The sequence below is a fragment of the Herbidospora sakaeratensis genome, from assembly GCF_001570525.1.
Lineage (GTDB): Bacteria > Actinomycetota > Actinomycetes > Streptosporangiales > Streptosporangiaceae > Herbidospora > Herbidospora sakaeratensis.
In genome coordinates this window covers 327,876-340,447 of sequence record NZ_BBXC01000012.1, presented here as the reverse complement: position 1 = coordinate 340,447, position 12,572 = coordinate 327,876, and the positions used below count along the sequence as shown (strand labels likewise).

Genomic DNA, 12,572 nt, shown 5'->3' with positions numbered 1-12,572 from the left:
CACATGACGAAAGACCTCGCCGGGCGGACGGCCCTGGTGACGGGCGCGGGCAGCGGCATCGGACGGGCGTGCGCGATCAGGCTGGCGGCGGCGGGGGCCCACGTGGTCGTCGCCGACCTGCGGGAACACGAGGCGGCCGAGACCGCGGCCATGATCGGAGGCGTCGCGGTCACGGCCGACCTGGCCGATCCGGCCGCCTACGAGGACGGGCCGCTCATCGAGCACGCGGCCCGGGCCGACGTGATCGTCAACAACGCCGGGTTCCAGCACGTCGCACCCATCGAGGAGTTCCCGCCGGAGGTCTTCTCCCGTCTCCTGTCGGTGCAGGTGGAGGCGCCCTTCCGGCTGGTGCGCGCGGCGATGTCGTCCATGAAGGAGAACCGGTTCGGCCGGGTGGTGAACATCTCCTCGGTGCACGGGCTGCGGGCCTCGCCGTTCAAGGTGGCCTACGTGACGGCCAAGCACGCCCTCGAAGGGCTGTCGAAGGTGATCGCCCTCGAAGGGGCGCCCTACGGGATCACCTCGACCTGTGTCTGCCCGGCCTACGTGCGCACGCCGCTCGTCGAGAACCAGATCGCCGCGCAGGCGGAGGCGCACCGGATCTCGCCCGAAGAGGTCGTCGAGCGCATCATGTTGCAACCGGCCGCGATCAAACGGCTGGTCGAACCCGAAGAGGTGGCCGAGATGGTCGCCTATCTGTGCGGCCCTGCGGGATCGTTCATCACGGGGGTGTCCATTCCACTCGACGGAGGCTGGAGCGCGCGATAGATGAACGTCTTCCTGGAACTGCTGGCCAGGGAGGCCTCGGCCGTCGAGTTCGAGGGGCCGGTGCTGCAGGCGCGGGCGGCCGGCGCCGACCCGGCCACGCTGGAGGAGCTGGAGCGCGAGAAGGTCGCCGCGCTGCGGATCAGGGCCGTGATGCGCCGCCGGGCCCGCCGCGAGGCGGAGTTGTCGGCGCTGTTCGACACCGCCAAGGACCTCGCGGGCCTGCGTGACATCGACGCCGTCCTGGCCGCCATCGTGCGCCGGGCGCGCGGGCTGCTCGGCACCGACGTGGCCTACCTGACGCTCAACGACGCCGAGCAGGGCGACACGTACATGCGGGTCACCGACGGCGTGATCACCGCCCGGTTCCGTTCCGTACGCCTCCCTCTCGGCGCCGGCCTCGGCGGCCTGGTGGCCCAGACGGGCGAGGGATACGCGACCTCCGACTACTTCGCCGACGAACGGTTCCGGCACACGATCCCGATCGACGACGCCGTCACCGAAGAGGGCCTGGTGGCGATCCTGGGCGTGCCGCTGCGGCTGGGCGGCCAGGTCATCGGCGTGTTGTTCGCGGCCGACCGGGGCGCGCGGCCGTTCGCGCGGGAGGAGATCGCGTTGTTGTCGTCGCTGGCCGCGCACGCCTCGGTCGCCATCGACACCGCGCGGCTGCTGGAGGAGACCCGGGCCGCGCTGACCGAGCTGAGCGAGGCCAACCGGCTGATCCGCAACCACTCCACGGCCATCGAGCGGGCCGCCGACGCGCACGACCGGATGACCGGCCTGGTGCTGCGGGGCGGCGGGGTCGAGGACGTCGCGGCGGTGGTCACCGAGGTCATCGGCGGCAAGCTGACCGTGCTCGACGGCGCCGGCGAGCCCCTGGTGGGCGATCCGGGCGACGTCGACCCGGCCGTGCCCGACGCCGCGCGGGCCTCCCGGGCGCTGGGCCGGTCGGTGGAGCGCGGCCGGAACCTGATCGCCTCGGTCGACGTGGGCGGCTCGGAGAGCGCGCCGCTGTGCACGCTGGTGCTGCGCACGGCCGGGCCGGTGGCCGACACCGACCGGCGCATCCTGGAGCGGGCCGCCCTGGTGACCGCGCTGCTGCTGCTGTTCCGCCGCAGCGTGGCCGACGCCGAGGGCCGGGTGCGCGGCGAGCTGCTCGACGACCTGATCGCCCGGCCCGACCTGGCCGGGCTGCCCGAGCGGGCCCGCCGCCTGGGCGTCGACCTGGGTGAGCCCCACGTGCTGGTGACCGTCAGCCACGACGGGCAGCGGGAGCGGGCCGCGTTCTGGGCGTCGTCGGAGGCGGCCCTCACGGGCGGCCTGGCGACCGCGCGCGGCGACGAGGTGGTGCTGCTGCTCCCGGGCGACAAACCGGGCGTGACGGCCAAACGGGTGGCCGCCGAACTGTCGGCCAGCCTGGGCCGGCCGGCCACCGCGGGCGCGGCGCAGGCGGGGTCCGACGTGGCCGCCGCCTACGAGGAGGCCCGCCGGTGCGCGGCGGCCCTGCTGGCGCTCGGCCGGGCGGGCGACGGCGCGGGCGCGGCCGAACTCGGCTTCGTCGGCCTGGTGATCGGCGAGGGACGCGACGTGGCGGGGTTCGTGCACGGCACGATCGGGGCGGTCGGCGACTACGACGAGAAGAAGGGCACCCAGCTCGTCCAGACCCTGGTCGCCTACTTCGCCTGCGGCGGGCAGCTGACCAGGACCGCCGAGGCCCTGCACATCCACGTCAACACGGTCACCCAGCGGCTCGACCGGATCAGGCGGCTGCTCGGCGACGACTGGCAGGAGCCGGAGCGGGCGCTGGAGATCCAGCTCGCGCTGCGGCTCGGTAGCGCCTTCCGCCATCCGGGCGGCCGGTGATATGTGCGGTACGCCCATGGTTGTGATGGGCGTCACTCCCTAGGTTGTGAGCATGAACATGGAACGAATCAGCACCGCGAGGTTGACGCAGAACGTCCGGTCGGTGCCCGGCGCCGAGGGCGAAGCGGTGCTGTTCGTGCACGGCAATGTGTCGTCCGGCGCCTTCTGGGAGGACACCCTCACGGCGTTCGCCGCCACCCACCGGCCGCTCGCGGTCGACCTGCGCGGCTTCGGCGACACCGACCCCGAGCCGGTCGACGCCTCGCGCGGGGTGCGCGACTACAGCGACGATGTGCTGGCGCTGCTCGACGCGCTGGAGATCGACCGGGTGCACCTGGTCGGCTGGAGCCTGGGCGGCGGCGTGGTGCTCCAGGCGCTCATGGACCGCCCGTCGGTCGTGGCGAGCGTGACGCTGGTCAACCCGGTCTCGCCGTACGGCTTCGGCGGCACCCACGACGTCGCGGGCACGGTCACCCACGCCGACCACGCGGGCAGCGGCGCCGGCGGCGCCAACCCCGACTTCGTCTCGGCCCTGGCCAACGGCGACACCGGCGACGGCCCGGTGACACCGTTGCGGGTCTTCCGCACGACGTACGTGAAGAACCCCGTGCCCGGCGAGGAGCGCTGGGTCGCCTCGATGCTGACCACCCGCATCGGCGACGACCACTACCCGGGCGACGCGGCCCCCTCGGACAACTGGCCCGGTGTCGGGCCCGGCACCCGGGGCGTGCTGAACACCCTGTCGCCCGCGCACTTCCGCATCGACCTGAGCGGCGTCGACCCGAAGCCGCCGATCCTGTGGCTGCGCGGCGCCGACGACGTGATCGTCTCGGACGCCTCGCTGTTCGACCTGGCCCACCTGGGCGCCCTCGGCGCGATCCCCGGCTCCCCTGGCATCCCGGCCCAGCCGATGATCGGCCAGACCAGGGCGTTCCTGGAGGCGTACGGGAACCACACCGAGGTCGTCATCGACGACTGCGGCCACAGCCCGCACATCGAGAAGCCCGAGGAGTTCCGCGAGGCGCTCCGCAAGCACCTGGGTTAGAGCATTCCGTAACGCCGCTTGAGCGAGTCGGTCATGCGCTTCCAGCCGGTGGGCGGGCGCGGGGTCTCCAGCGTCCGCACGACCGCCCTGCCGCGCTGCGTCTCGACCGCGAAGCGGAGGTCGACGAGGCTGCCGTCCATGCGCAGCTTGGGCCGCCAGACCCCCCGGGTGAGGCCACCGCGCCCGGCGGGCAGCTTGGCGATGAGCTGACCGGCGAACTTGCCCGGCTCGCCCGGCTCGATCAGGGCGGGCGCCACGACCGTCTTGCCGCCGACCCGGCGCAGCACCAGTTCCGCCGACGGGCCACCGTTGGGCGGCACGTAGGGCACCGGGACCGACACGAACACCGCGCCGTCGTGCGCCGAGACCGTGGCCGCCTGGGAGACCAGCGCGATCGACTCGGCGAACGAGCGGGGTTCGACGCAGACGCTCAGCTCGCCCTTGTCCGACCAGCACGGCACCACGAGCCGCCGGGGGAACTCGGCCATCATCCCGGCCGAGGTGACCCCCCGGTCGGGACGCATGACCCGGGTCCGGGCCGGGTTCACGCCGCGCATGCGCACGTGCACCTCCCACACGCCCGGGTCGAGCGGGCGGCCGAAGGCGGCGGTGCCGACGTCGAACCGGGCGTCGCCGGAGGCGCGCAGCCGCACGCCGCCCTCGACGGGCAACCGCCGCAGCTCGCCGGTGACCGGCAGGAAGTGCATCTCGCCGGTCTCGGAGTGGCGGACGTACACCTCCATCCGCACCTCCTCGGCCGCGTCGGTGATCTCGCGCAGGGCGGGGTCGAGCCGGTCGACCCGCGACGGCGGCACCCACCAGACCCGGTCGCCGTCGGCCGCGAACACCATGGGCGTGCCGTCGGCGGCGACCAGCTCGGCCGTCAGGGCGAGCGACAACACGTGGCCCTCCCAGCGCAGGTCGCCCAGCTCGGCGTCGAGCCGGGTCCCCTGGGCCGCGGCGGCCAGGTCGACGATCCCCTTGGTGTCCCCGGTACGCAACAACGCCGCCCTGGCCCTCAGGTGGACCGGCAGATGGGTGTCGAGGGTCTCGGGGAACCGGGCGGCGGTGATGGCCTTGAGGTGGCCGTACAGGAGCTCCTGACGCTCGGCCGGCAGGCCGAGGAACGGCGGGCCGAGGCGGCGCAGGGCGACGCTGCGGAAGAAGTGGGCGGCGATGCGGTCGCGCTGCCCGCCCGGCTCGGTCTGGGCCTCGACGATGTCCATGATCGCGCTCAGCCCGGCGACGAGGTCCCAGTCCCCCGGCTCGGCCTCGCCTGTCGGCGCGACGTGGCAGACCACGTGCCCGGCCGCGACCGCGATCACCTTCGCCGACAGGTAGGCCCGCAACACGAACGCCTGCTCCGACAGCGCGCGGTCGGCGAAGCGGAGCTGGTGGGTCTCCAGGAACTCGCGCCGGAACAGCTTGTGCGCGGTCACGGCGGTGAGCAGCCGGTCGCGGAGCAGGTCGGCCCGGTCGCGGTCGCGGGTGAACGCGGCGGCGACGGGCCCGTCGCCGCTCAGCCGCCCGACCAGCACGTCGGCCTCGGTCTCCTTGGCCCGCTCGAACAGCCGCTGCAGCGCGCCCGGCTCCAGCCGGTCGTGCGCGTTCATCAGGAACACGAACTCGCCCAGCGCCACCGACAACGCGGCGTTGCGGCCCCGGGCCGGATCGCCGGTGCGGTCGAGGTGCAGCACCCGCACGTTCGACCGCGTGGCCGCGAGGGCGTCGAGGCGCTTACGGGTCCCGTCGGTCGACCCGTCGTCGGCGAAGATCACTTCGTACTCGTCCGGCGGGAGCTCCAGCAGCGAGCGCACGCACGCGTCGAACGAGTCGCTGGCGGGCCCGGCATTTCCGACAGGGACCGCGACGGAGACTTTCAGCCCTTGGCGCATCCCCCCAGCGTGCGGGGGATGCGCCAAGGCGCTGATCAGCCTTGCCGAAGGATGGCCATTCCTTACCTAGTACCAGCCCACCCGCTGGCTGTGCCCCCAGGCGCCACAAGGTGAGCCGTAACGGCCCTTGATGTAGCCCAGACCCCACTTGATCTGGGTGGCCGGGTTGGTCTGCCAGTCGGAGCCCGCGCTGGCCATCTTGCTGCCGGGCAGCGACTGCGGGATGCCGTAGGCCCCGGAGTAGCGGTTCATCGCCCGCTCGTTCCAGTGGCTCTCCTTGTCCCACAACTTCTCCAGGCAGCCCCACTCGCCCTCCCAGCCCATGGCGGCGTTCATCTGCTTGCCGAGGGCCTTGTTGGAGCCGGGGTCGGGCGAGGAGCCGGGCGGGAAGTCGGCCGGCAGGAAACCGCCGCCGCCGGGCGCCTCCTTCGGGATCTCGACGCTGTCGTCGGGACCGAAGGGCTTGCGGCCCTCACGGCCGCTGGCGAGCTTCTCCTCCTGCATCGCCGAGGCGGCGTCGGCCTTGAGCGCGTCGATCCGGGGGTCGTTGCCGATGATGTCGGGGTTGAACCCGAGGATGTCGATCGGCGTCTTCGGCTGGTTGGCGTTGTCGATCGCGGTGCGGACCAGGAAGGTGGTGAACCCGGCGATCAGAGCGACCGTCACGCCGGTGATCACCAGGCGCTTGGGGGTGAACAACGGCCCCTTGGGCCGTTTCGGGGGCGGCGGAGGCTCTTCCGACAGCCTCGGCTGGGACGGCGGCGGCGGGGGTGTCGTCGGCGACGCGGACCGGCGGGCACGACGGGCCCCGGGGCGGCGTTCCCTGACAGGCTGACCAGAACTCACGACCTATGAGCTTGCCGTGCGGGGGTGGGTGGTCCGCAACCGATTCGCGAAACCCGCTTGACCACTTCTTTAGACAAAGGGGTCTAACAAGCACTTTCTTCGCTGTTGTGATTTTGCTCACACCCGATTTCGTCGCCTTATGCCAGCTTCTTCCGGTCCGGTAAGGCCGCATAATGACCGGATGGCAGGCATCCTCCTCGTAGAAGACGACCCTTCGGTCCGGACCGGACTGGAGCTCGCGCTCGCCCGCCAGGGTCACTCGATCACCGCGTTCGGCACGGGCGAGGAGGCCCTGGAGCACATCCGCGCGCGGCGGCCCGAGATCGTCATCCTCGACGTGATGCTGCCCGGGATCGACGGCGTGGAGGTCTGCCGGCGCATCCGCAAACTCGACTCGCTGCCGATCATCCTGCTGACCGCGCTGGGCGACGACCTCGACGTGGTGGTCGGCCTGGAGGCCGGCGCCGACGACTACGTGGTCAAGCCGGTCGAGCCGCGCGTGCTCGACGCCCGCATCCGGGCGATCCTGCGCCGCATGGAGTCGGCGTCCACCGACCGGATCACCTTCGGCGACCTGATGATCGACCGCGGCGCGCTCAAGGTCACCCTCGACGGCCGCGAGGTCCACCTCACCCCGACCGAGCTGCGGCTGCTGCTCGAACTCGTGCGCCACCCCGGCCAGGTGCTCAACCGGCGCTACCTGCTGCGCTCGGTGTGGGACCACACCCACGTGGCCGACTCCCGGCTCGTCGACGCGTGCGTGCAGCGCATCCGGGCCAAGATCGAGCCCACCCCGGGCGACCCCGTCTACATCCACACGGTGCGGGGGTTCGGCTACCGCTTCAGCGGCCCGTGAGCCTTACGTGAGCAGTCTGCGCAAGCGGCTCGTCGTCACCTTCACGGTCGTGGCGGTGACGGCCTCGTTCATGGTCGCCGGGATCGGCTACCAGATCGTCCGGGGCGAGCTGCTGCGGCGGGCCGAGTCGAGCGCGATCGACGACGTCCGCGACACCATGGACCGGCTGACCCTCCCCATCGGCACCAGCGACCTGCTGTGGCCCAACGACGCCTCGGTCACCGACGACGACCTCAGCAACCTCGTCGCCAGCCTCAGCGGCCCCGACCGCCAGGTGATCGTCGAGTACGGCCAGGAACCCCCCAGGTTCTCCGAGAGCGCGCTGGTCACCCCGGCCGACATCCCCGACGACCTGCGGGCCGCCGCGCGCACCCGGATCGCCTACCGGACCATGACCATCGCCGACCAGCCGACCCTCGTGGTCGGCACCGACGTCAAACGCCAGACCGGCAGCGGCGCGGTCCGCTCCACCGGCATGTCGATCTTCGTGTTCGTCTCCATGACCGACGTCGACCGGGTGCTCGCCAACCTGCGCGCCGCCCTGCTCCAGGCCGGCTCGCTCACCCTGGTCATCGCGCTCACCGTCGCGCTGCTGTCGGCCCGCCAGGTCCTTCTCCCGGTACGCCGCCTCGGCGAGGCCGCCCGCGCCCTGGGCGCCGGCAAGCTCGACACCCGGCTCCCGGTCCACGGCCGCGACGAACTGGCCGAGCTCACCGCCACGTTCAACGAGACGGCGCAGGCGCTGGAGCAGACCGTCCAGGAGCTCTCGACGCTGGAGGCCATGTCGCGGCGGTTCGTCGCCGACGTCTCCCACGAGCTGCGCACCCCGCTGACCACCATGACCGCCGTCACCGACATGCTCTCCGACGAGGCCGAACGCCTGCCGCCCGACGCCGGGCAGGCGGTCCACCTGGTGGTCGCCGAGATCGAGCGGCTGCGCTCGCTGGTCGACGACCTGATCGAGGTCAGCCGCTTCGACTCCGGCGCGGCCGTGCTCCGGCGCGAGACCGTCGACGTCGGCGACGAGCTGACCGAGTGCCTGGAGATCCGCGGCTGGACCGACCAGGTGACCCTGCGGGTGCCCGAGGGCCTGACCTACCAGCTCGACCCGCGCCGCTTCGACGTGATCGTCGCCAACCTGGTCGGCAACGCCCTCAAGCACGGCGAACGTCCGGTGACGGTGACCGCCAAGGTGCTGCCCAGCGGCCTGGAGGTCCGCGTCAGGGACCACGGCGCCGGCATCCCCCGCGAGGACCTGCCGCACGTCTTCGACCGCTTCTTCAAGACCGGCGCCAACCGGGCCCGCTCGGGCGGCAGCGGCCTCGGCCTGTCGATCGCCAAGGCCAACGCCGAACTCCACCGCGGCACGATCACCGTCAAGCTCGCCGACCCCGGCACCCAGTTCACGTTGTGGATACCGCGCCCATGAGGAAACTGCTCCCAGTCCTGATGCTGGTCGCCGCGTGCGGGGTCACCCCGACGGGCGTCCAGGACGGCGGCCCGCCGCCGGTGATCAGCCCCAAGGCGGCCGTCGCGACGGTCTACCTGCTGCGTGACGGCAAGCTGGAGCCCAGCAGCGTCGCGGTCGCCTCACACTCGATGGACAACGTGATGGCCGCCCTGTTCGAGGCGGGCGCCCGCTCGACCGCCGGCCTCACCACCCAGCTCACCGGCCTGTCGTGGCAGACCAGCCAGCTCACCCGCTTCGGCACGGTCCGCAACGACCCCGACAACGCCGACGGCTTCCGGTTGTCGCTGTTCGTCAACGGCGGACGGCCGGTCACCAAGACGGCGCAGGCCCAGATGACCTGCACCGCCATGCGGCAGCGGCAGGACATCTGGGCCGTCACGATCACCAGGACCGACGTCACCGGCCCGGTGTCCTACGGTGAGCACACCTGCCGCGATTTCTGGCACCTCGCGGCCCCGGGCCGGCAACTTCCCCGTTAGTCCTACGGGGTGATGTCTTCGAGCATCTCGGTCACCAGGGCGGCGATCGGGGAGCGTTCCGAACGCGTCAGGGTGACGTGGGCGAAGAGCGGGTGGCCCTTCAGCTTCTCGACCACGGCGACCACGCCGTCGTGGCGGCCGACCCGCAGGTTGTCGCGCTGGGCGATGTCGTGGGTCAGCACGACCCGCGAGTTGGCGCCGATGCGGGACAACACCGTCAGCAGCACGCCGCGTTCCAGCGACTGCGCCTCGTCGACGATCACGAACGCGTCGTGGAGCGACCGGCCGCGGATGTGGGTCAGCGGCAGCACTTCCAGCATGCCCCGGTCGAGGACCTCCTCGATCACCTCGGGCGTGGTCACCGCGCCCAGGGTGTCGTAGACGGCCTGGGCCCACGGGCCCATCTTCTCGTTCTCGGTGCCGGGCAGGTAGCCGAGGTCCTGGCCGCCGACCGCGTAGAGCGGGCGGAAGACGATGACCTTGCGGTGCTGCCGGCGTTCGAGCACGGCCTCGAGACCGGCGCAGAGCGCCAGCGCCGACTTGCCGGTGCCGGCCCGGCCGCCCAGCGAGACGATCCCGATCTCCGGGTCCATCAGCAGGTCGAGCGCGATGCGCTGCTCGGCGCTGCGGCCGTGGAGGCCGAACACCTCGCGGTCGCCGCGCACCAGGCGCACCGACTTGTCCGGGAGCACCCTGCCGAGCGCGGAACCCTTGCTGGTCAGCAGCCGCAGACCCGTGTGGGTCGGCAGGTCGCGGGCCTCTTCGAGCTCGGTCGAGCCGTGTTCGAAGAGCGCCTCCACGTCTTCCGTGGTGACCTGGAGCTCGTCCATGCCGGTCCAGCTCTCATCGGACTCGGCGACCAGCTCTGCTCGGTATTCCTCGGCGGCCAGGCCGATCGAGGCGGCCTTGATGCGCATCGGCAGGTCTTTGGAGACCAGCACGACGTCGTAGCCCTCGGACGCCAGGTTCTGCGCGACGGTGAGGATGCGCGTGTCGTTGTCGCCCAGCCGGAACCCGGCCGGCAGGCCGGACGGGTCGCTGTGGTTGAGCTCGACCCTGATGGTTCCCTCACCCATCGGGATCGGCTCGTCGAGACGGCCGTGCTGGACACGCAGATCGTCCAGGAATCGCAGGGCTTTGCGGGCGAAGTATCCCAGTTCGGGATGGTGCCGCTTACCTTCCAGCTCTGTGATCACGACAACGGGGAGCACCACTTCATGTTCGTCGAACCGGCTCATCGCGGCCGGGTCGGCGAGCAGGACAGAGGTGTCCAGGATGTACGTGCGCCGGGAGGTGCCAGACGAGTGACCGGACATGGACGGGTTGGACAATGCCACGCGTTCTCCCCCGGGCGCCGGGGGTCGGCGCCCTGCCTTGACTGGTGGTGAACGGACCGGGCCCGGACGCCTTCACGGCGGTGCCGGGAACCGGCCCCACCTGCGAAGTCATCAAGACGCAAGAACGGGCCCTCTCCCGAGGTGAGCGTGGATGCTCACGTCTTACGGTACGTCCTGAATCCCCCCGCGCCAACGCTCCAATCCTGTCCGAAAGGGGGTGTTCACGTGCCGTTTCAGGAGCCGTACCGACGGTTACGCGCGGCGTAGGCGCGGAGTGCGCGCAGAAAGTCCACTCTGCGGAAATCGGGCCAGTAGGCCTCGCAGAAGTAGAACTCGGAGTGGGCACTCTGCCACAGCAGGAATCCGGAGAGTCGCTGCTCTCCCGAGGTCCGGATGACAAGATCCGGATCGGGCAGGCCGCGCGTGTAGAGATGCTCAGCGATGTGCTCCACATCGAGGACCTCCACGAGGTCTTCGATGCTCGCCCCCTTGCTGGCGTGCTCCTGGAGGAGGGAGCGCACCGCATCAGCGATCTCACGTCTTCCTCCATACCCAACGGCCACGTTCACAATCAGCCCAGGCCGGTGTGATGTTGCCTCTTTCGCATTTTTCAGGACATGGGCCGTGTGATCGGGCAGCAGGTCCAGCGATCCCATGGGCTTGACGTGCCACCCCTGCTCGACCAGGTCGTCGACCAGGTTCTCGATCACCTGGAGGAGCGGTTCGAGCTCCTTCTTGTCCCGCGAGAGGTTGTCGGTCGACAGGAGCCACAGGGTGACGTATTCGACGCCGGCCTCCTTGCACCACACGAGGAGCTCGGAGATCTTGTCGGCGCCCTTCTGGTGGCCGTGGCGGACGTCCTCATGGCCGTTCGAGCGGGCCCAGCGGCGGTTGCCGTCGACGATCACGCCGACGTGGCGGGGGGCCTGGATCGAGGTGAGCTTTCGTTCGAGCCTGCGTTCGTACACCTTGTAAACAAGATCGCGCAGGTCCATGACTCCCCCGGTGATTCGCCTGAGCCCGCTGTCGCATGACAGACATGGTCAAGCAATTATCGGGGGCGAGATGCCATCCCCGCTCCCGAAATGAGGGAGCTGTTACGTTCCATCCCATATTGGGCGCCAAGCCGGACTTCTGCTTCTGTCACGAGAGACATCAGGAACATCAGGAGTTCTCCGGAAGTGACCACCGCGCGCAGCCCGACGCCCGGAGCGCCCCACGCCTCGACACAGGCCCGCCGGGTCAGCCGCCAGCGGCCGGTCGAACCCCGGCCGGGCACCCAGACGGGGATGAGCCGCAGCTGGCAGCGCAGCTCCCCGCCGCCCACGACGTCGGTGCGGCTCCGGTAGCGGAACCCGAACAGCTCCGCCTCGTCGGCCTCTCCGGGAAACCGGTCGTCGGGATCGCTCCAGGCGAGCTGGCACTCCCGGGCCTCGGCCACCGACCGGGCCAGGCGGGCCAGGAACCAGCCGCAGCGCTCCCCGACCGAGCCGTAGGCCACGCCGTCGCGGAACAACTCCAGCGTGACCTCGTAGGGCACCCCGGCGCTGTCGCGGCATGCCACGGGATCAACCGTCAGGTACGACCCATCAACGCACCGTAGTCCACCCACGCCACAGAGGGTATCCCGGGCGGACCCCCGCAAACCGGTTCTACCGTGATTGATCCCTTTTTGAGGTGAGACGCCACCAGTGTCTCTTTTGCTGGGGCTCCAAATCGAGGAGCCCGCGGCCTCGCAACCAGTCGGCGAACGCCGCCGCGTCGGCCCGCGAGCCGCCCTGGGGTTTCGGCCGACCGGAAGCGTAGGCGTGGAACTCCCGGGCGAAGGCGCCCCCGAGCGCCTCGACCACCTCGGGCCGGGCCACCGCGACCAGCCCCCGCCGCTTGGCGATCAGGCTTCCGGCCTGGATCCGCAGCCGCTCGGCGTCGAACCCCTCGGGCGGCGCGGCCCCGGCGACCAGGGCCGACAGCAGGGCTCTCTGCTGCTCGGCGAGCCGGGCGCGGGGGTCATGCAT

12 protein-coding genes are annotated in these 12,572 nt (G+C 71.3%); 6 read left to right on the top strand and 6 right to left on the bottom strand.

Translation table 11 applies throughout. From position 1 onward, the window contains the following. The first annotated feature begins 3 nt into the window (after window positions 1–3). From AW271_RS20400 to AW271_RS20390, 3 genes are read left to right on the top strand one after another with little or no spacing between them, the layout of a single operon-like run. Window positions 4–768 carry a 3-hydroxybutyrate dehydrogenase gene (locus AW271_RS20400; RefSeq protein ID WP_062338973.1) on the top strand — a complete coding sequence of 255 codons (765 nt, stop codon included), beginning with the start codon at window positions 4–6 and terminating at the stop codon, window positions 766–768. Then, window positions 769–2,628 (top strand): helix-turn-helix domain-containing protein, encoded by a 1,860-nt coding sequence (locus tag AW271_RS20395; RefSeq protein WP_062338972.1) that lies wholly within the window; start codon window positions 769–771, stop codon window positions 2,626–2,628. 52 nt (window positions 2,629–2,680) lie between these two features. Continuing rightward, complete coding sequence (locus AW271_RS20390; RefSeq protein WP_062338971.1) at window positions 2,681–3,673, top strand: alpha/beta fold hydrolase; 993 nt, start codon at window positions 2,681–2,683, stop codon at window positions 3,671–3,673. On the opposite strand, the gene AW271_RS20385 is transcribed toward AW271_RS20390, so the two are convergent. Further along, complete coding sequence (locus AW271_RS20385) at window positions 3,670–5,568, bottom strand: glycosyltransferase family 2 protein (RefSeq protein WP_083976908.1); 1,899 nt, start codon at window positions 5,566–5,568, stop codon at window positions 3,670–3,672. The genes AW271_RS20390 and AW271_RS20385 overlap by 4 nt on opposite strands. Before the next feature lie 66 nt (window positions 5,569–5,634). Then, window positions 5,635–6,267 carry an aggregation-promoting factor C-terminal-like domain-containing protein gene (locus AW271_RS20380; RefSeq protein ID WP_245653124.1) on the bottom strand — a complete coding sequence of 211 codons (633 nt, stop codon included), beginning with the start codon at window positions 6,265–6,267 and terminating at the stop codon, window positions 5,635–5,637. Between the two features lie 328 nt (window positions 6,268–6,595). Between AW271_RS20380 and AW271_RS20375 the strand changes: the two genes are divergently transcribed. The 3 genes from AW271_RS20375 to AW271_RS20365 are packed head-to-tail and all read left to right on the top strand — an operon-like array spanning window position 6,596 to window position 9,220. Continuing rightward, on the top strand, window positions 6,596–7,270 hold the full coding sequence (locus AW271_RS20375; RefSeq protein ID WP_062338968.1) for a response regulator: 675 nt from the start codon (window positions 6,596–6,598) through the stop codon (window positions 7,268–7,270). A 7-nt stretch (window positions 7,271–7,277) separates the two neighbouring features. Next, a complete protein-coding gene (locus AW271_RS20370; RefSeq protein WP_062338967.1) occupies window positions 7,278–8,699 on the top strand; it encodes an ATP-binding protein in 1,422 nt (473 codons plus the stop codon). Continuing rightward, window positions 8,696–9,220, top strand: a complete 525-nt coding sequence (locus AW271_RS20365; protein WP_157554419.1) for a hypothetical protein — start codon at window positions 8,696–8,698, stop codon at window positions 9,218–9,220. The genes AW271_RS20370 and AW271_RS20365 overlap by 4 nt, the downstream gene beginning before the upstream one ends. Before the next feature lie 2 nt (window positions 9,221–9,222). Here the strand turns inward: AW271_RS20365 and phoH2 are convergent, their stop codons facing one another. The 4 genes from phoH2 to AW271_RS41495 form a co-directional block, all read right to left on the bottom strand. After that, window positions 9,223–10,536 (bottom strand): RNA 5'-3' helicase PhoH2, encoded by a 1,314-nt coding sequence (phoH2, locus tag AW271_RS20360; RefSeq protein WP_062338965.1) that lies wholly within the window; start codon window positions 10,534–10,536, stop codon window positions 9,223–9,225. A gap of 254 nt (window positions 10,537–10,790) precedes the next feature. Then, window positions 10,791–11,552: an isoprenyl transferase gene (locus tag AW271_RS20355; RefSeq protein WP_062338964.1), complete on the bottom strand. Its 762-nt coding sequence runs from the start codon at window positions 11,550–11,552 to the stop codon at window positions 10,791–10,793. 56 nt (window positions 11,553–11,608) lie between these two features. Beyond that, on the bottom strand, window positions 11,609–12,121 hold the full coding sequence (locus AW271_RS20350) for a hypothetical protein (RefSeq protein WP_245653123.1): 513 nt from the start codon (window positions 12,119–12,121) through the stop codon (window positions 11,609–11,611). Between the two features lie 88 nt (window positions 12,122–12,209). Beyond that, the gene (locus AW271_RS41495) at window positions 12,210–12,572 is read right to left on the bottom strand and encodes an SCO6045 C-terminal-like domain-containing protein (RefSeq protein WP_062338963.1); all 363 of its coding nucleotides are present in this window, start codon (window positions 12,570–12,572) and stop codon (window positions 12,210–12,212) included.